Source organism: Nostoc sp. ChiVER01 (assembly GCF_034531155.1).
Taxonomy (GTDB): domain Bacteria; phylum Cyanobacteriota; class Cyanobacteriia; order Cyanobacteriales; family Nostocaceae; genus Nostoc.
Window position 1 is genome coordinate 68988 of record NZ_JAVRBS010000017.1, and the last position, 20523, is coordinate 89510.

Annotated in this window: 11 protein-coding genes and 1 pseudogene; 3 read left to right on the forward strand and 9 right to left on the reverse strand. The window is 42.3% G+C overall.

Features of this window, described 5'->3' with window-relative positions:
- Positions 1–80: 80 nt before the first annotated feature.
- Positions 81–998: an AEC family transporter gene (locus RMY00_RS21575; protein ID WP_322649572.1), complete on the reverse strand. Its 918-nt coding sequence runs from the start codon at positions 996–998 to the stop codon at positions 81–83.
- Between the two features lie 102 nt (positions 999–1100).
- Here RMY00_RS21575 and RMY00_RS21580 point away from each other — a divergent pair, with 102 nt between their 5' ends.
- A complete protein-coding gene (locus RMY00_RS21580) occupies positions 1101–1904 on the forward strand; it encodes a M15 family metallopeptidase (protein ID WP_322649495.1) in 804 nt (267 codons plus the stop codon).
- Positions 1905–1944: 40 nt separating this feature from the next.
- Here the strand turns inward: RMY00_RS21580 and RMY00_RS21585 are convergent.
- The 3 genes and pseudogenes from RMY00_RS21585 to RMY00_RS21595 form a co-directional block, all read right to left on the reverse strand.
- Positions 1945–3012: pseudogene (locus tag RMY00_RS21585) on the reverse strand (serine hydrolase domain-containing protein).
- A gap of 41 nt (positions 3013–3053) precedes the next feature.
- On the reverse strand, positions 3054–4892 hold the full coding sequence (gene mrdA, locus RMY00_RS21590; RefSeq protein WP_322649496.1) for a penicillin-binding protein 2: 1839 nt from the start codon (positions 4890–4892) through the stop codon (positions 3054–3056).
- Positions 4893–5415: 523 nt separating this feature from the next.
- Entirely contained in the window at positions 5416–9075 is a 3660-nt protein-coding gene (locus tag RMY00_RS21595) for a DUF4912 domain-containing protein (RefSeq protein ID WP_416212087.1), read from the reverse strand.
- A gap of 646 nt (positions 9076–9721) precedes the next feature.
- Between RMY00_RS21595 and RMY00_RS21600 the strand changes: the two genes are divergently transcribed.
- On the forward strand, positions 9722–11347 hold the full coding sequence (locus RMY00_RS21600) for a DUF6798 domain-containing protein (protein ID WP_322649498.1): 1626 nt from the start codon (positions 9722–9724) through the stop codon (positions 11345–11347).
- Between the two features lie 31 nt (positions 11348–11378).
- Here RMY00_RS21600 and RMY00_RS21605 read toward each other — a convergent pair whose 3' ends face one another.
- From RMY00_RS21605 to RMY00_RS21615, 3 genes are read right to left on the reverse strand one after another with little or no spacing between them, the layout of a single operon-like run.
- On the reverse strand, positions 11379–12497 hold the full coding sequence (locus tag RMY00_RS21605; RefSeq protein ID WP_322649499.1) for a precorrin-8X methylmutase: 1119 nt from the start codon (positions 12495–12497) through the stop codon (positions 11379–11381).
- A 3-nt stretch (positions 12498–12500) separates the two neighbouring features.
- Complete coding sequence (locus RMY00_RS21610) at positions 12501–13043, reverse strand: hypothetical protein (protein ID WP_322649500.1); 543 nt, start codon at positions 13041–13043, stop codon at positions 12501–12503.
- A gap of 16 nt (positions 13044–13059) precedes the next feature.
- The gene (locus RMY00_RS21615; protein ID WP_322649501.1) at positions 13060–14169 is read right to left on the reverse strand and encodes an ATP-binding protein; all 1110 of its coding nucleotides are present in this window, start codon (positions 14167–14169) and stop codon (positions 13060–13062) included.
- 223 nt (positions 14170–14392) lie between these two features.
- Here RMY00_RS21615 and RMY00_RS21620 point away from each other — a divergent pair, with 223 nt between their 5' ends.
- On the forward strand, positions 14393–16309 hold the full coding sequence (locus RMY00_RS21620; RefSeq protein WP_322649502.1) for a heavy metal translocating P-type ATPase: 1917 nt from the start codon (positions 14393–14395) through the stop codon (positions 16307–16309).
- Between the two features lie 415 nt (positions 16310–16724).
- On the opposite strand, the gene RMY00_RS21625 is transcribed toward RMY00_RS21620, so the two are convergent.
- Both RMY00_RS21625 and RMY00_RS21630 read right to left on the reverse strand, forming a co-directional pair.
- Positions 16725–18437, reverse strand: coding sequence for a diflavin flavoprotein (locus RMY00_RS21625; RefSeq protein ID WP_322649503.1), 1713 nt, complete (start codon positions 18435–18437; stop codon positions 16725–16727).
- Positions 18438–18562: 125 nt separating this feature from the next.
- Positions 18563–20281 carry a diflavin flavoprotein gene (locus tag RMY00_RS21630; RefSeq protein WP_322649504.1) on the reverse strand — a complete coding sequence of 573 codons (1719 nt, stop codon included), beginning with the start codon at positions 20279–20281 and terminating at the stop codon, positions 18563–18565.
- Positions 20282–20523 lie beyond the last annotated feature (242 nt).

A 20523-nucleotide genomic window follows, 5' to 3' on the forward strand; every position in this document is an offset into this window, starting at 1 on the left:
TGCAGGGGAGGAAGAATCTAACAATCATCTTCACTCCCAAAATTGAATAATTTAATTTCTGAAAATCCATAAATCTAAAATCAAAATAGCCACAGCCAAAGTGGGAGAGTAAGCAGCAATAATATAGCGCCAACGGCTAAGGCAGTAACTGCCAGATCGCGATCAAGATTGAATGTCTCAGCAATTACCAGTGTGCCGAAAGCTGGAGGCATTGCCATTTGTAAGACAATTACCTTTGCTGTAGAACCAGTTAATCCAAACAGTGGTAAAATACTCCCCAATATCAAGGGAACTAGCAGCATTTTGATTCCCAAGCTCATCCCTGCTTGTGGTAAACTACGCCAAGATTTGAGCAGCCCTAGTCGCATTCCTATTAACACTAGAGATAAAGCTACACTACTCCAAGCAAATTTCTCCAAACAGAATTCTACTACTGTGGGAATTGTCGCTTCTCGAACCAGCAAGCCAAATCCGAAACTCCATAGGGCAGGATTAATTAAAATGGCCTTAATAATCTGCCAACGATTCTGGACACCGCCGCCAAAACGGGCTGCTATTAGAACACCCAAGCCATAAGCTCCTGGGAATGAACCTAACAAATCATAAAATAGCGCCCAAGCAAAGTATTCCTTGCCTAGTATTGCTAAAGTAATCGGAAAGCCAAGATAACCTGTATTACCCAACATTGCTGCTAATATCAAGCTAGCCTGAGTTGGTGCTTGAGGGACAGTATTTCTAAAATAGGCTTGTCCTTTAATCCCTAACCAAGCTAAAAATGCTCCCAATAAAATGGCGAGGTAAGCGAAGGCAGGTGCAATCCAAATTTGCCCCGACAAGCTAGATTGACGCAAAAACGATACTATGCTGATGGGTACTCCAACCCAAAAAAGAAACTGTCCCAAACGTGTAGGAACTGTCACAGGAAGTTTGCGTCCCAGAATAAAACCTACCAGGACTAATCCACCCAGCTTGACGTATAGTTCTAAGAGGTTTGTCAAGATTGCGCCTAAGAACCACAGATGTAAAATGCTACCTGTTACGTTTACTTTTGTCCAGTGCAAAATCTGTTATGGTTATCCCACAAAAACAGGAGTTTACCCTTGAATAAGGCTGGGTTTTCTGGAAAACCGCAAAACTCATCGAATGATTTTGACGATGATATTCCAGTGGCTGTACGCGATACCCCTGATGCAACACCTAAATTTTGGTTGCAACCCCGAATTTGGCTGATTGGGGGAGTTGCAGGATTTATCCTCCTGTCTTTAATTAGCGGTTTTTTGTATTTCGTCAGTGCGCCTAAAAAAACCGTCGATTCTCAACCTTTACCAGCCACTTCTGCTCCTGCAAGTCCAGCAGCAGCTAATAATTCCAGCGATACTGTGTTAGGGCATTTTCTATACCCAGAAGCGCCTGAGTCAGAACTAGTAACTATCTCCGCAAACAGGGGCATTAGAATGCGAAAACCTGCTGCCCAAAAGTTTGAGGAGATGGTAGCAGCAGCGCGGCGTTCAGGTGTAATAATAGTGCCACTTTCTGGCTTTCGCTCAGTCAAAGACCAGGAGCAGTTATTTTTTGCTGTCGGTGCCCAACGAAATCAAACGCCAGCACAACGAGCCGCCCTCAGCGCTCCTCCTGGTCATAGCGAACATCACACAGGTTATGCTGTGGATGTTGGAGACGGAGCAGTACCAGCAACTGATACCCAAACTAACTTTGACCATACTAAGGCTTATCAGTGGCTGCAAGCTAATGCAGCGCGTTTTGGCTTTGAAATGTCATTTCCTAAAGATAATGCTCAAGGCGTGAGTTATGAGCCGTGGCACTGGCGTTTTGTCGGCGATCGCGATAGTTTGGAGATGTTTTACAAAGCCAGAAATCTGAAACCCGCTAAGATTTCACCATAGGCGACAGGAGTCAAAATAATTCGCTCAAAAGTAATTGGTTTTACTCCCTCTCTTTTAATGGAGGCTGAAGCACTAGTTCCGTAAGAACTGGACAGTAGTATTCAGCAATTTTCTTAGCGATCGCATCTGGTCGAGAAATTTTATCTAGATTGCAAAGTAAAATCACGGTAATTTTGTCATCAATAAAGCGGGTAATGTTACTTGCAAATCCTAAAATTGAACCATTATGACCAACTACTCGGCGATCGCCATAATTAAATACCCACCAACCTAAACCTGCAACATACCTTAATTTTTCCCAATCATCTCCTTTATCGGGAAAATGAGGAGTCCACATTTTATTAAGGGTTGATTGCTTTAATGGAGTTCCACTACAAAGCGCCTGTTCCCACTTCACCATGTCTTTTACGCTGGAAAGTTGGCCTCCAGCAGAATAGGTAACAGAAGGACTGTAGTAAGGTTTGTTAACGAGTTTGCTGTTTGGCAACCGATAGCCAGCAGCCCGGTGTGGCACTATGTCTTTGGGATCATTCATCACGGTTGCATTCATTCCCAAAGGAGCAAAAATCCGCTCTTATAACAAATCTCCATAAGATTGTCCAGTTACCTTTTCTAGGATCAAACCCAGTAGATAGTAGCCTGTATTGTCATAGGCGCTAAACTCACCCGGTTGGAACTTGAGGGGTAGATGAATAACTAGAGCCAAAATTTCAGATTTAGATAAATCAAGATGAGTAATTTCCCAGTAGTTTGGGGCATCGGTATAGCTAGGAATTCCAGACTGATGAGACAGAATATGCCCAATTGTGACATTTTGCCAGGTTAGGGGTAGATAATCGAGATAGTCTGCGTAGTTTACCGCCGCAGGCATCGCATCATCCAGCAAAATTACCCCTTGTTCCACCAGCATCATTATGGTTGTAGCGGTGAAAGTTTTACCGACAGACGCAATTTCATAAACTGTATGTTCAGTCGCTGGAACAGAGTGTTCAATATTCGCCAGTCCATAGCCCTTAACTAAAACAGGTACACCTGACTGCACCACTGCAACAGAAAGGCCAGGAATCTGGTTTTGAGTCATTATGGTTCGAATATAGTCGTCAATCATAATCGGCAACACTCAGTACAAGTGTACAATGCCCCCCACGCCTAGTTTCGTCTGCTGTTTTCTGGACTTTTAGGCGCTGGTTTCTGATACTTACCTGGATATTTGCGCTGAAAATATTCTTCCATAATTTGTAAGATCATCGGTGCAGCAATGCTACCACCACCGCCACCAGAATGTTCAGCAAATGCCACAATTAGAACTTCTGGCTGTTGGGCAGGTGCATAGGCTCCAAACCAAGCGTGATTTTGCTTAACACGCCCCTTCCACGCTTCAGCAGTGCCACTCTTACCAGCGACTGGGGGAACTGTTGGCTGCTTCAAAGCCTTACCCGTACCTTCAGCTACTACTTTCCGTAGTCCCTGACGGAGAATACTTATGGTTGTCGGCTTCATATTTAAAGATTCTCGCCAGCTTTTTGCTTCTTCATTGTCTTTAAGCAAATGTGGCTGAACTTTGTAGCCACCATTAGCAGGCACAGCAAACATAATGGCGACTTGCAAAGGTGTAGTTTGTAAAGCACCTTGACCAATTGACATATTAATGCTGTCGCCTACAGTCCAAGGCATCTTCCAAGCTTTCTGCTTCCATGCATCATCTGGTACTAAACCTTTTGCTTCTTCATTGGCAAACTCAAAACCAGTTTTTTTACCAAATCCATATTTACGAGTCCATTCAATTAAACTTGGGCCACCGACTCCGCGACCAATTTGATAGAAGAAGGTATCACTACTCCACTGTAATGCACCGACAAAACCCAATGGGCCGAATCCGGCGTGGTTCCATTCACCAAATTGCGTGCCGCCAAAGTTTAAGGAACCGTAAGTTTGCAGGACTGTGCTAGGAGAAAATTTACCTGATTCTAACCCGGCTGTGGTGGTGACAATTTTGAAGGTGCTAGCGGGTGGAAAGGCGCTGAGGGCGCGATTAACCAAGGGATGATCTGCACCTTGTACAGTTTCCCAATCTTTTTGGGTAAGTTTCTGTTTCGAGAAAATATTTGGATCAAAGGTGGGGTGAGATACCATTGCTAAAACAGCACCATTCTTTGGGTCAAGTGCCACGATCGCACCGTCGCGATCGCCTAAAGCTTTTTCTGCTGTCTTTTGCATATCTAAATCTATAGTCAAGTGCAAATCGTGACCAGGTTTCGCTTGTTTCTCACCTAAAACCCGGAGTGGCCTACCTGCACCATCCACTTCTACCTGCTGACCACCCCATTCGCCCCGCAGAGTTTTCTCATAAGCTTTTTCAACTCCCATTTGACCAATCACATCACCCAATCTGTAGCCTTCCTGCTTCTTTTCTTTTAACTGCTCGGCGGTCAGTTCTCGCGTATACCCTAGTACGTGAGCTAATTGCTTACTGTGGGGATAGTAACGAACAGCTTCTGTATGAATTTCTACATCTTTAAGTTCGGTTTGATACTCTTTTAATGCTGTGATTTGGGCTTCGTTCAAGTTACGAGCAATTCGTATAAGTGAAGAAGAGTTAGCACTTGCCTCTTCTAGTTTCTTTTCAATCTCTTCTTGGGGAACGTCGAGAATTTGAGATAGACGCGCTCCCACAACTGACCATGCTGGCTTGGTATGTGCCATCGGCCACAAATATACAGAGCGGGGATAGCGAGTACTGGCTAAAAGTTTGCCATTGCGATCAAAAATATTGCCTCGTTCTGGTTGTTTGGGGATCATCCGAATTCGATTTGACTCAGCTTGTTTTCGGTGGCTTGCTCCTTCAGTAATTTGCAAATATGCCAAACGAATGCTGATTCCTGTCAGCATGAATAGAGTAAATATAATTAAAAATATTGGCTGGAAACTCCGTCCGACTGTACGTGTATTTTTTTGCCCGCCAAGTGGAGATGGTTTCAGTAAAGTCATAAGGCAAAGAGGATTTCAAAATTAAAATTATCTATCTGTAAATAACTCTGCTAAATTCTTAGCAGGTATTTAACGGTAAACTAATTAGCAGTGATTAATTTTTTCAATTGATACCATAAGCTCATCTCATCCATTGTGTGCCCCAAAAGCTTTTTAAATTTTGAACTTTGCCCACTAGTAGTCAGTCTGTCCCATTAATTTTGCTGGGTTCGTAGTAAGCACTTCAGCACCTCAAAATCTAAGACTAAAGTCCTTACTACGAACTTTTTCAACCCTCATAACTAATGCGATAAACCCTGGTCTATCGCATTAGTTATGAGGAGTAAATCAGTTTTAAATTTCTCTTCCTTACCTCTCAGTACGGTTCGGGTAACAAAGTTATCTGTTGAGGCTAGCTGTTCTTGAGCAGGGGGAGAGACATTGCTTGATAATAACTCTCTTCCCTCCCTGTCCCCCCTACACCCCCTACCTCCCCTGCTTATCCGAACCATATTGGGGTTCGAGGGAATAATTTAAGAAATTGCTAGCTTTCGGAAGTTTCCTGAGAGAACTTTTTATGGATAGTTTTAGTGGATTCCCCATCAGCAGCTACCGTTATGAGATAGTCCATTAAACCATCTGAAAAGGGAAGACGTAGGTGGAAAGTACCATCGGGTTTAATTTTGATGGAATTACCACCAATGTTTACGCTTGTATTTGGTTGAGTTGCTCCGTGAATAATCAACTCAGCATCTGCTACAAACCAAAAATCTTCGTGAGAACGACTGAAAACCCGAACATTAGGTGAACGAGCTATGAGTAACCAACGATCGCCATCGGCGATATAGCCAATTTCAACCATGTAGTCACGATCGCTGACGGGAATAGCCACAAAGCGATCGCATGTTACCTCTTCACATTCATACTGCTGTACAAGCTGGGGACTTTGATAACTCAGGTCAACCCCAGTCACATCATACAGCCGCACTACCAATTGAGAGCCGCGCTGTTGTCGCAGTGCTTCGTTTTGAGCTTTGGGGATGTGCCAAGAGACATAAGCCCATTTGGGAGTGCGGGGTGTGAGCAAAATACTGCTCTCCTCTTCACTACTCTCTTCTTCGACATCTAGCAAACCAATAGGTGTTTCGCTTGCTAATGCTATATCTTCAACAGTGGAATCTGTATGAACAATAGGTGTTTCGCTTGTTAATGCTACATCTTCAACGGTAGGATTTGTAGGCACTGGACTGAAGACACGGACAATTGACGAACGGGCGATGAACAACCAGCGATTGCCATCAGCGACATAGCCAATTTCAGCTATATAATCGCGATCGCTAACGGGAATTTCCACCAAGCGATCGTGTGCTGTCTCATCACATTCATATTGCTGTACCAGGTGAGGACTTTGATAACTCAAGTCAATCCCAGTTGCATCATACAGCCGCACTGCCAATTGAGAGCCACCCTGTTGGCGCAACGCTGCTTTCTTGGTTTCGGATATTTCCCAAGAAACATTAGCCGATGTAGAAGTATGGGGGGTGAGCAAAATACTGCTCTCTTCTTCACTAATCTCTTCTGGGGCGTCTTTTAAGTGAATATCTGTTTCATCTGCAATCGCCACATGATCAACTATGGGATCTGGATGCACAGGACTGAAGACACGGACAATTGGCGAACGGGCGATGAACAACCAGTACTCGCCATAAGCGACATAGCCAATTTCAGCTATGTAGTCGCGATCGCTGATGGGAATTTCCACCAAGCGATCGTGTGCTGTCTCGTCACATTCATACTGCTGTACCAGGTGAGGACTTTGATAACTCAAGTCAATGCCAGTTACATCGTAAAGCCGCACTACCAATTGAGAGCCACCTTCTTGAAGCAGCCTTGCCTTCTTGGTTTCGGATATCTCCCAAGAAACATGAGCCGATGTAGAAGTATGCGGGGTGAGCAAAATATTGCTTTCTTCTTCTGCATCTATCAAATCAAAAGTTGTTTCGGCTGCGATTGGGACATTTTCAACTGTAGTATCAGTTTCTTTTTGGGCATCTAATCCAGAAATGGTAGTCCAACCTGCAATTCCTACGCCTGCTGCTACCGCAGCACCCGCTAAATCTGTGGAGTTTTCAGCAATACTTTCTTCAACAATAGGCTCTGCTTGAGGTTCTTCCTCTGGCAAATTGACAGTGGGTTCAGCAGCGTCCGCTACCACATTGAATACATCTTCTTCTGATAATTCTGGCAAATCGAGCAGTGAGGATGTTTGTGACGTTGATGGTTCTACATTAGCTGTCACTTCTTCAGACTCTAGTGAGGGTAATTCATCTACTGAGTCTGTATCTTCAGTTGAGGTAATACTCTCTAACCAGTTCAATTCTGCCTGAAGTTGCTGATCGATCTGATCTTGATTAATTTCTGTGTCCCAATATCCAAAATCAGATGTTACTTCCGGCACATCTGGTAATTCTGGGAGTGAGGCTGTCTCTTCAGATAAAGGCAGTTCCACATCAGATTCTGGAATATTAGGCAGGTGAGGATATGAAGTATTTACTACAGCTGCTGGGGCTTCTATGTCCCATTCAATTTCATCAGAATCCCAGGCAATTTCCTCAGAATCAGGCTTAGGATTGTTCGCCTCAGCATAATTACTTTGGTTATTTGTCTCAGAAATTGCATCTGCTTCTGTTTCTTTGTTATTAAATGCAGACCAGCTAGCCGCCCCGATGCCCGTTGATAGAGCCGCACCATTACTTAAAGATGCTGCTCCTAAGTTGTTATTTTCTGAGCCATTAGCTACACCTGATGTTGTGTCTTCATGGGAATTAGAGGTGCCATTAGTTCCCTCTCGGACTAAATTTGATGTCCCTTGAGTGGCATTTTGGGTTAGGTCAGATTCTTGAGCATAGATGTTGAAAGGAGTGCGATCGGGGCTTTCTTGCTCTTGGAAGTGTGGCACTGGTTGCTCCTCAAGCATCGCTTTGTTAATGGAGGAAGATGTGCTGGCGTTGAGCACTGCCATTTCTCCATCTTCTGTGCTGGGTGGACGAGGATCTGATTCTGTTAAGTTGTCTATTTTGTCACTAGACAATGGGCGTTTTCCCAAAATCCACCATAAGAAGGCTCCAGCTACAGGAGCAAAAAACAAAGGTAGGAGCAACCAAAATGGTGTTTCCCTATTGACAATCGGAGTGGGTTGTGCAGTGGCAGGAGCCACAAATGGCTGTTCTCCAAATACAGAACTAGTTGCAGTTGGGGAAGGCGTAGCAGCAGGAGAAGCCGTGACAGGTTGTAATACGCTGGTTGCGATCGCCTCTGCTTCGGCAGTTCTACCTTGTTCTATAGCCTTCTTTCCTGGTTCTGCAAGGGTAAAGCCGAGAAAATCTACTGTGCTTAAACTCGGATTTTTTTTGTAAACGTAGACTAAAGGTTGCGAAAAGGGATATTTCTCATCACCTGGTAAGGCTTTATCTAATTGCAGAACTCGCACACCTTTCAATTTTGACACGTCATTAGCTAATACATAGCTAATGCCGTCTTTGCCCAGTTGTTTGATAATTTCTGCGGTATTATCCTCAGTTAGTTGGGTAGCATTGGGCCCTGTAGCAAATTCAGCAGTCTTGAAGGCTGGATAAGTCCGAAAAGTATTGCGAGTTTCACTCGTGTTAGGGTGATCGATTAACCGAATCTTCCCTGAAGGGCCTCCTACTTGTGACCAATTTGTAATTTGTCCCCGGAAAATCCGGGCGAATTGCTTACTAGTCAAGTTTCCTTTAAAAGGATTATCTGCACCAACCACGATCGCAATCTTCTCACGGCGTAAGCGAAGTTGCTCTAATCCTTGGGCTTTTTCTGCTGGCGTCAACCCACGCCCCATTGCTGCTATGTCGATTTTGCCATCTAGCAATTCTTTCAGTGCTGTATCAGTGCCGTTAGCAGCAACTTCAACCTTTGCACCAGAAAACTGTTTTTCAAAATTTTCTTTCAGGCTTTGGTTGATTGCACCCAAACTACTTGAACCATCAATCCGCACTGTTGCTCCATTCTGCACTGTTTGCGGCAGTGTAAAAGAGGGGGCTTCAGGTTTAGATTGTGCCAGCATGGGTTCTGACACCAGTAAACTTGCTGCCATAGGCGTGGTAGCTAAGGTAAGCCATAATACCAGTCTCACTATCGAAATATCTTTTTTTTCTTGTTGCCACATATGCCCTTTATTAAAGTAAAAAATAGAAAGCCTGCCAGCCTTAATCATTATCTTTTTATGGATTATGCAGGAGACGCGCTAATTATACATCCCTGTTATATTTCTTATCAGTCATTGTAAATATTTGTGTCATTATATACTTGGTCTGACTTTAACTCTTTTTACTTTACAAGACAAAATTTAGTTAAATAAGTTTTGTCCTTACAGGTTACTTTATATACTTAGATTACGTATTAGTGAATCATAGTCATGCTGGAAAAATTAGCTAAATAAATAATAAAGATAGTATATAGCGGTTCCCGCATGAGTAAGGTACAGAAAAAATAATTAACCACCAATGAACACACATACTCATAAAAGACACGGCAATGCCGAGTCTTTACCCAGTATCCATTGAAACGAGATATCGCTATAAATAGATTAAATATGCTATTTGGTATCAAATTCAACAGTTATCAGTTCTCAGTAAACAGTTATTAGTTAAGATAATTGGGCTTAAGTACCCCAATATATCAGTAGACAGTTAATTGATAACTGTTTTAACCCCTCTACTACACGCTTGATAACTGTTAAATGCTCACTAGTTTAAGGTTTACTTAGCTTTACTTAAATAGTGTAATAATCATACAATTTAGGTCTTTTTAAGATGGTTAAATTGCCAGAGATAAGTCAAAAAAATCTAGACAAAAAATCAGCTTTGGCAGATCCAACTAGGCTAGTATTAGAAATCATCGCAGTCTTGGCATTAATCTGTCTTAAGGATTTGTTGTTTGATATCATGGCACGAAATGATATTGACGCTTTACCTTTAGCAAGACAGTTCGCCGATCATAGCTGGGTTCCGGGAGATTGGTCTGTTAACCAACCACCTGTTTATCGAGTGTTGTTCCAAACTTTATTTGGCTGGATCATAGGAAAATTGGGGTTTTTGGCTAGTTCGATAATAGGACGGTTATTTTGCTACAGCTTGATAGCTTGGGGGCTAGTACTCATAGGTCGAAAACTAGGATTGAATTTGCTATTGCTGATGTTGGCGGTTGCAATATTCCTCTTAGGAAATCAAGGTGTTGCTGCTGGGGAAAGGATCATAGGAGCGCTAGAAACAAAAATATTTGCTTATGCTATGGTTTTGTTGGCCATAGCGTTCATGCTAAGAAAACGTTATCGACTGACGGCTTTTTTATTAGGGCTAGGAACTTCATTCCATGTTTTGGTAGGCGGTTATACAAGTCTGTTTGTACTAGGGTGGGTAATTTTAAGACGAAAAACTCGTTTTCCTAGTATGCGAGAATTGGGGTTTATTGTTCCGTTATACCTGATAGCAAGTGTATTCGGTCTAAAAGCGATAATCGAAGAGTTGTCCAATCCAACCCCTACAAGCTCCATCCCCATTTCTTATATATATGTCTTTCTCAGGATGCCCCACCATCTGAATCCTTTATCATGGCCTGCACATTGGTGGATAACTCCTATATTTTTTCTTGTAATGCTTGTGAGCAGTGCTGGCGTCCTTTGGTTCAATCGTCCAACTAAAGCGCTATTTGAACAGTTTGAACAGTACGAAGCTCGTATAGGACTATTTGAGTTCACGCTGATCAGCCTAATCCCATATTTACTGGGAGTAGTCATTGCTCCATTCGACTCTCAAGGAAGCTTGCTACAATATTACCTTTTCCGCGTAGGTGACGTAATGTTGCACCTAAATGCTTGCTTTTTGTTTGTCTGTGCTTTGGATCAAATCTTCACAAGTAGAAAACAACAAAAAGTTTTGTTATTTCTATGTAGTCTGGTGCTGAGTATAAGCATTGTCAAAGGATTCGATAACTTTCAGAAAGATTTTCAGTCCACACTTAATTTTCCTAACGAAGTGCAGGAGGTAGATCCGCAGTGGAAAGATATGGCTGCTTGGGTGCGAAAAAATACCCCAAAAAATGCCGTATTCATATCTCCACCGGTTGAATTTGCTAACTTTATTTGGCTGACAGAGCGTCCAACCATTGCTAAATATAAGCTCATGGCTCAGACAAAAGCTGGGACATTAGAATGGTTTTCACGGATGCGTGACTTGAGTGGTAACTTTAATGGGGTTGATCCATTAACTAAATTTAATGAACAACTACTTACAGACGGCTACAATAATTTGACAACTGAGCAGGCTAAGGCACTAATCATAAAATATCATGCTTCGTATTTAGTAACTCGCATTCAACATCAACTATATCTGCCAGTTGCTTACCGTAATAAATCTTATGTTCTCTATCAAAAACAGTAAGATTAGAGCTACTAAAAATTGATAATTTATTCTATGAATTACTTTGATTGAGATAACAATGACAATCTGGTTTATCAATCAATGACTCCACTAAGGCATTCATGGCAGTAGCAGCTAAAGCGCCACCTCCTAAAGTGCCTGCAACTGTAATAAAAGGTATCTCTTGTTGCATCAGTTGTCGTTTGGCTGCGGGAGCATGACTAAAGCCAATGGGCATTCCAATTACTAATGCAGGCTGAATTTTCTGGTTGGTAATCGCCTCACAAACTTCTACAAGCACTGAGGGAGCATAACCAATTACCAAGACACAACCCTTACTAACTTGCTGCAATTTTTCTCGCCATTCTTGATGCTGCCAAAAGGCAACTTCTGCCTCTGTGGCGGTGGTAATATGGGGATTATCAATCAAGGTTTCAATGTGGCATCCCAAGTGAAGTAATCGGGTTCGATCCAAAGTAGCAGCAACCGTTTGGGTATCGACAACAATTTGACAGCTTGAAGATAAAGCTTCTCGACTAGCTGCGATCGCATCTCGGCTCAACTTGATAAAAGATACCAAACTCACATCGCCACAAGCTAAAACCAGCTGAGAAATTAAGTGTTGTTCAATTTCCGAACGGTGAGATAAATCAGGTAATAAGCGTTGTAGCGATTCTGAAAAAGCTTCCGAGTGGGTATGAATTTCTGCATCCAAACCACTCCAGAGATTTTCCAATCCTCCCAATCCAGCTTGAGTTTCAACATCAAGTAACTTGAGTTGCGCCAAAACTTCCGCCTGCATAATTTGACAATGGCGATCGCGCCCCAATAATCCCTCTAATGCTGATGCAGTTTGTCGCAGTTGAGAAATTTGTTGCATCACCGCCCGATATTGCTGCTGGAGTTGTCCCATCAGGTTAAGCGTTGTGTCAACTTCTGGTTCCACCTCCAAAATATTGCGGATATGGTTTAGCTGAAACCCTTGTTGCTTGAGTGCGACAATCCTTTGCAAGCGAAGAACATCTTTCTTGGTGTAGAGACGGTAATTGCTAGGCGATCGTACTGGTTGCGGTAACAGCCCCAATTGATGGTAATGGCGCACCATGCGCGGAGTTAAACCGCTACCCACTGTATCGGTAAGTTCTTTAATAGTTAAGCAACCAGCGTTCATAATTTACTCCAACAACGGCAGAATTCTTTGTAATTCCCCACAAGCCGCCTGAAGAGATGGCGGTGCATTTTCATCTAAACTCCCTTGAGAACACTGGTTTGCTAATTGTTCAACACCAGGTTTACAAATTGCCTCATTTTTAGAGAATTTTGGATATTTGGATTTTTCTCCTTCTTCTTCAACAACTTCTCCCGTTTGTAAATAATGTATCCAAGTTTCGATATTTCTTTTGGGCACGAAGATTGCTATTTTCTCATCAGGGTGACGGAGTTCCTGTGAATTTTCTATCAGTGCATTATCTAATTCTTTCAGTGTTGCCTTTACTGTCGCAGTATCTGCATCAATCAACACTACTAGCATTCCTGAACGATGGTTTTTTCTCCGGTATTCTTTAACCTCTGCTGCATAATGCTTTATAACAAACCGCTCTCCTGCACCTTTACCTTTTGGAGAAGTCCTAATTGTGATGTTTTTTGGATTTATATTAAAACCTCGCTTTTTCAAAAAATGATATGCAAAAACTTGCTGTTGTAGATCCTCACACAAAATTACTATCTGTACTCTATTCTGGGTCATACAGCCAGCCCCGTGCAATCAATTCTGAAATTGGTAATCCTGAATTTTCAGCTTCTTGATTACTAATTGGTTTTACTCGTACAGGTGCATTACTTTGACGCTCAAACCAATAACCTATAGGTGAAGCTAAGAGATAATTAATTAATACAGGATGATGGGAAATTAGTAAAGCTTGTATTTTTCCGTCAATACAGAAATCATAAAGTTGAATTAGCCAAGGTTGAATTTCCGGCAGAGCTAAAAAACTTTCTGGCTCATCAATGCAAAGTGTATAGTCTTCAGATTCAGTGCAATAGAGAATGGTGTACAGGGCAATTACCACTTTTTGACCATCGGATAATTCACTAAAGCGATAATCAATAATCCTTTTTTTATCTTCATCTGTTGAAAATCGTAATTTTAGAATTCGATACCTTTCACCGAAATTTTCAAATTTGAAACTTACAAAACCATCTAATATATTTTTTAAAACGTTCATCAGTTCAGCAATTTTACCGTGATCTTGGGAAATGTAGCGATACCAAGAAACAAAGTTCTCCATTCTATAAGTCAATTGTATTTCTTCATGTTCACTACCATCAATCATCAAGCTAGGAATAATTTGGACAATAATAAATCGCTCAAGGCGATTTTTGAACCAATTTAGCTTTGAATTTCCTACAAAAAAAGATAGGATAGAAAATTGCGATTCATAAATGGGTGATTTCATTATTATTTCATCTTCTTGAGATAGTTGAAATTGATTTTTCTCTATTTTCAATACAAGTTGATTATTAAACCATAAGCGTTCATATTCAACATGACTTTTTTCTTGATTATGTCTAATAGCAAATTCATATTTATAACTACCACCATTTCCAGCAATTTCTAGCTCAAAACGCTGAATTGGTGAAGTCTGCCAGCGAGTACAGTCAGCAAATTTAAAAATTCCTTCTACTTTTTCGTCACCACTTATAAAAATTTGAATTTTTCGTAAAACTTCAAAAACTGTTGATTTACCTGTTCCATTACCACCAAGAAACAAGTTAATCGAGTCAAAATTCATCTCAAAATTTACTAAACCGCGAAAGTTATCAATATATATTCGCTTTAGCATAGATTTTTTCCTACTAGTGCAATTTTAAACGTAACAGTTAAATCGTCGCATTTACCTTCTTTTCGCTTTTGAAAAACACTCAAAAAACGCAGATAAAGATTTCGCTTTGCGTACCTTTGCGCCTCCCTCAGCGCCCTTGGAGCGTTTCAAAATCATTATAAACCTTGACATTAACATCAATGTCAAGGTTTAGCCTGAGAGAGTCCCTGTTAATTCACCTCTCATGCTCTACCCCCAACGTTTTAGCCAATTCACCAGAGAACACGCAGATACCATAGCAGCGCTTTTGTGTGGATTCTTATTATTTCTCGGATGGTTCGCCTTACATCTCGGCGCTTTCGGATTGGCCTTCTTGCTGCTACCCGCCGCTTATGTAATTGGTGGTTACGAAAGTGCGCGGGAAGGATTGACTACTCTTTTCAAAGAAAAAGAACTCGATGTAGATTTGCTGATGATTGTGGCGGCTATTGGTGCTGCTAGTCTCGGCTTATGGCGAAGAGAATATCATCTAATTATTGATGGGGCAATCTTGATTCTCATCTTTGCCATCAGTGGCGCACTAGAAGGCTATGCAATGCAGCGAACTGAGCGGAGTATCAGGAGTTTGATGAGTTTGACACCAGATACAGCAAGGATTTTGCTTCAGGGAAAGGAAGAGAAAATTCCTATCAGTCAGCTAAAAGTCGATGATGAAATTGTCGTCAAACCCGGAGAACTAATTCCTACTGATGGGATAATTTTATCTGGTTACAGCACTCTCAATCAAGCTGCAATTACAGGTGAGTCTTTACCTGTCGAGAAAACAGTGGGCGAAGAAGTATTTGCTGGAACACTCAACGGCTATGGTGCATTACAGATTAAGGTACACAAACCAGCCCAAAGTAGCTTGATTGTGCGTGTGATTCGCTTGGTAGAACAAGCAAAGACTCAAGCTCCTCCTTCGCAAGAGTTTATTGATCGCTTTGAGAAAGGATATGCCAAAGTCATTGTAGTAGTTGGGATATTGCTGGCAACTTTACCGCCATTCCTCTGGAGTTGGGATTGGGAAACAACGATTTATCGCGCTCTTACCTTCCTTGTGGTGGCTTCTCCCTGTGCGCTGATGGCTGCAATTATGCCCACCCTGCTTTCGGGAATCGCCAATGGTGCAAGACAGGGGATTTTGTTTAAGAATGGGGCGCAGCTGGAGAAAATTGGCAAAGTCCGAGCGATCGCATTTGATAAAACTGGTACTCTAACAACAGGGCAAGTACAGGTATTCCAGGTAATTTCAGGTAGTGAATACACTCAAGCAGATGTATTAAAAGCCGCCGCTAGTGTGGAATCTTATTCAGAACATCCCATTGGTAAGGCAATTGTGAAGGCGGCTAGTAATTTGAATTGGGTTAGTGCAATTCAAGTGCAAGCCATACCTGGTCAAGGAATTGTGGGAATCGCCCAAGAACAACAGGTAATTGTGGGGAATGCCGTTTTTGTGCAAAGGTATGTAATAAATTTACCTGAAGAGTTGCGAGAAATGGCTCAATCTTTAGAGCAACAAGGTAAAACTGTGGTTTGGGTAGCACAGGGAAGCAGGGGAGGCGAGGTGATGGGTGTAATTGCGATCGCAGATCAAGTAAGATCGCAAGCAGCCGCAACTATTACCCGGTTAAAGAAACTGGGAGTTGAACAAATTATTATGTTAACTGGGGATAATGAAGAAACTGCTTACAGTGTCGCCAAAGCAGTGGGAATTGATCGAGTATATGCTCAACTTTTACCAGAAGATAAGCTTGATGTTATCCGCAGTCTACAGCAAGAATATCAAACTGTAGCAATGGTGGGCGATGGAATTAATGATGCACCAGCTCTAGCCCAAGCATCTGTAGGTATAGCTATGGGAGTATCTGGTAGTGATGTGGCATTAGAAACCGCAGACATAGTATTGATGGCAGACAAGTTAGAAAAAATTGCTGTAGCGATGCATTTGGGCAGGCGATCGCAAGTTATAGTAAAACAGAATATAGTCGTAGCGTTGGGTTTCATTATGTTGCTTTTGGTAGGCAACTTTCTAGGCAATATTAACCTACCCATCGGCGTCATTGGGCATGAAGGTTCTACAGTTTTAGTTACCCTCAGTGGTCTAAGATTGCTGAAATAAAGCACTTTTCTCTAAGCGAAGTCGAAAGGAGCCAAAGTATTTATTCTGACTCCTGAATTCTTGTTCAAATCTGTTTTAGTTTTCCTTTAAGGAATGAGGATAAAATAAGATCCATAATTATGGGGTCTGCGGCAATACGGTTCGGATAAGCAGGGGAAGCAGGGGAGGTAAAGAGTTCTTTGCCTATATTTCAATACGCTTGGGTTGAACTTTAGTGTTACCTAACAAAGCCTTGATAATGTTGGGTTTCGTTCCTCAACCCAACCTACACTAGTTTTATTTTTTAGCCTTAACCCAAGCGTATTAGCCTATATTTAAGCTAAAGCGCTTCCCGTGAAGAAGGTAGGGGCAGAGGGTAGGAATCAGAATTACCTTCTGCCTTCCGCCTTTGTTGCTAAGTTAAATTTCTCACTATCTAATAATGAGTGCCAGTTTTGCGATGGTTAATGGCAGTCACAGCATCAGGCTTGAGTAATTTACCTTCATCCACAGTTGCATACACAACCCAATGGTCGCCACATTCCATACGTTGGTTGACTGAGCATTCCAAATATGCTAGGGCGTCGGTGAGGACGGTGCAACCGTTATCTGCAACTGCTGTACTAAAGTTGGCAAATCGGTCTTCTCCAGGCGCGAAAGATTTACGGAAATGCTTCATGTAATCTTGATGATTGCCTTCAGGTAGAATATTTAAGGCAAACTTACCGCCTGGATACATCAAAGATTCGATCGCTCGGTCTTTGGCGATCGCAACAGTTAGTCCGGGTGGGTTAAAGGTGGCTTGAGAAACCCAAGCGCCTAGCATTGCAGTAGAAACTTCACCTTGTTTAGCTGTCACCACGCAGACGGAACCAACGATCCGACCAACAGCCTGTTCCATTGGAGTAGCGGCTTGTTGTGGTACGCGTACCTTTTTAGCCTTTTTCAATACTTGGGCAAAGTCTGTACCTAGTTCTTCACAGAACTTGAGAGTGACATCATCAGGTTTAAATTTCACCTTCAGGGTGTCAAAGCCAAAGCGATATCCAGCATCCCGGAGTTTACCTTCAATTAAGTCAAAGGCTTCGCCACTCCAGCCGTAGGAACCAAAAACTCCAGCGAGTTTGCTGTTGTCACCGCTTGATAGCACAATCCCTAAAGCTGTATGAATGGGAGTTGGCGCATGACCACCAATGGTAGGAGAACCAATGATAAAACCCTCTGACTGTGCTAGGTTGATGCGGATTTCATCAGGGGTAGCAAATTCGCAGTTGATTGATTTGACTGCGACTCCACCTTTAGTTAGTCCTAGAGCGATCGCTTGTGCTAAAGTCGCCGTATTCCCGTAAGCTGAAGCATAAAGTAAAGCAACAGAAATTTCGCGATCGTTGTGAGAACGACTCCACTCTCCATAAGCTTTAGTAAGTTCAATTAAGCTGGTGCGTACTAAAGGCCCATGACCCACAGCATACATTCTCACCTGCAAATCTGATATTTTCTCCAAAGCTGCCTGCACATGAGGAATTTGGGGAGCCATCAAGCAGTTAAAGTAGTAACGCTGGTCTTCTTTAAGCGCTTCCCAGTTATCATCAAACACTTCATCACCACAGAGATGAGTTGCAAATAACTTATCTGTGTAGAGAATTTGGGTTTGCTGATCGTAGGTACAAAGTCCTTCCGGCCAACGTGGACTGGGAGTGGGTAAGAATTTTAAAACATGACCCTTGCCTAAATCCAGAGTTTCTTTCCCCCGCATCACCAAAACTTTCAAATCCTGATCTAAGAAAGCAGCACGCAAATTGTTCGCACCAGGAAGAGAACAGACAAAAGTTACCTGTGGTGCCAGTTCTAAAATTGCTTTGAGAGTTGCAACTCGATTGGGGCTAAAATGACCCAGGATTATATAATCCAGACTTTGCAAATCTAAAGTCTGCCGCAATGCCTCTAAATAAATTTCGGTAAAGCTTTCTGGCGGTGGATCAATAAGTGCGGTTTTATCAGCTTCAATTAAATAGCAATTGGAGGTAGTACCTCTTTCAAGTGCGTATTCAATTTCAAACCGCAGACGTGACCAACTACGTGCTCTGATCGCCTTAGTATTTGTAGCAATTGGTAGAACTTGTACGTCGCGTGGCTTGGAATTGGTCATAGCTGTTAAAAGTTGGGGAACAGAGACTGGGGACTGGGGACTAGGAACTGGGAATGGGGACTAAGGACTGGGGACTGGGAAAAGTTTTCCCAATACCCAATCCCTAATCCCCAATCCCTAATCTTTTAGTAGTAATTACCTACTTTGCGATGGCGAACGGCTGTCAATCCATCGTTTTTGGAGACACGACCTTCTTGGACGGTGCAATATAAAATCCAGTGGTCGCTGCATTCCATGCTGCTTTGGATTTCACATTCCATGTATGCCAGAGCATCAGTTAGAATTGGGGAACCGTTTTTGGCGGTTTGAGTTTTTACCCCAGCAAAGCGGTCAGCACCAGGATGTAAACGTTTGAGGAAGTGCTTTTTGAGTTCTTGATAATTTCCTTCTTCCAAAACGTTAAGGACGAAGCGATCGCCTATTTGCATTAAGGAATCAATGGCGCGGTCTTTGGCAACGGCAATTGTCAATCCCAAGGGTTGCAAACTCGCTTGAGTTACCCAGGATGCCAGCATTGCACTTGAGACATTATCTTTTTTAGTAGTGACTATATATAGTCCACTGCTAATCCGACCCAATGCCTTTTCCATGTTGACATCAAGGGACTTGATTTGCTTGATGTTGCGATCGCGCACCAGCAATTGTCCAATGTCTTTACCCGCTTCTTCACACAACTGGAATGTAGATGCGCTGGGAGCTTCTTTAATCCGAATGGGTGGGAAAGCTTCTTTGATGCCAGAGTCAAGAAATTGTCTGCGGAGTGTATCAATGGGTTCATCATCCCCACCGTAACATTCAAACAGCCCAATCAATTGCTTGTTCTTGGCGACAGCTAGCACCGAACTGATACTAGCTTGGGCGGCGGCGGAAGTAGTCGGGGGCATACCAATAATGATGCCAGCTGCTCTCCCGGCTAGTTCTTGAATTTCTTGGCTCTCAGCAGTACTCAGATCCAGTACTTCTACGCCAATGCCAGTTTTCAATATACCTTCGGCAATTGCGTGACCAAGGCGTTCGCCATATCCATAATCTGAGACAAAAAATAAGCCAACTGTTGTTTCTGCTTTAGCTTGTCTTTGGCTCCAATTTTCGTAGCACCCGGTTAGAACATCTAAATGGTGGTATAATAATGGCCCGTGACCGTTGGCGATAATATTAATCTTTCCAAGATCACCCATCCGCTTCATCGCATTCAGCAGCGAACGAGCGTTAGGGCCCATTAAGCAGTCGTAGTAAAATCTAAAGTCAGCTTCGATCGCTTCTAAATCTTCGTCGAAGGTGCGATCGTCACAGAAGTGCATCCCAAAAGCATCACAGGTGTAGAGAATTTGGGTTTTGCGGTCAAAGCTAAAGATCGTATCCGGCCAGTGCAGGTTAGGCGCACTCACGAATTCCATTTCGTGTCCCTTACCTATATCTATGCGATCGCCAGTTTTGACAACTCGCTTAGAAAATGGATCGTGGACTAAGCCTTCTAAAAACTGAAGCGCAACTTTTGAGGCTAAAACGGTAGCTCTAGGAGCTAATTGAAGAACATCTTCCACCAAGCCGCTATGGTCTGGCTCTGTGTGGCTGACAATTATGTAATCAATTGTTTTAGGGTTAACAAGACCTTTTAGAGTCTCTAAATACAGATCACGAAACTTCTGGTGAGAAGTATCGATCAAAACTGTTTGTTCACCCCTAATTAGATATGAATTGTAGGTTGTGCCGTTTTGCAGTCCGAATTCGATATCGAAGCGATCGCGATCCCAATCAAGAGAGCGAATCGCCGTTGTGTTAGGGGCAATTTCTACAGTTTGTATAGTTAACCGATGTTGAACGTTCTCTGCGATCGCTACCATTATCCGTCTCCGAGCGCAAATTAACAGGTTTTTCTTCTGCCTCCATTGTCCCTATTATTTTTTGTTTAAGTTGTAATAAATATCAGTTTTTGAGATTTTTAACTTGTATCAATTATTGCTGTTTTTTAGCAAAAAATATGACTCAAAAAATCTACTAATTATTATATTATTCTTCAGAGTTTACTGAGTATTTGATTTTGCTACTTATTTGATTTTATCCTAATTTTAAAAGATTCGTCTTG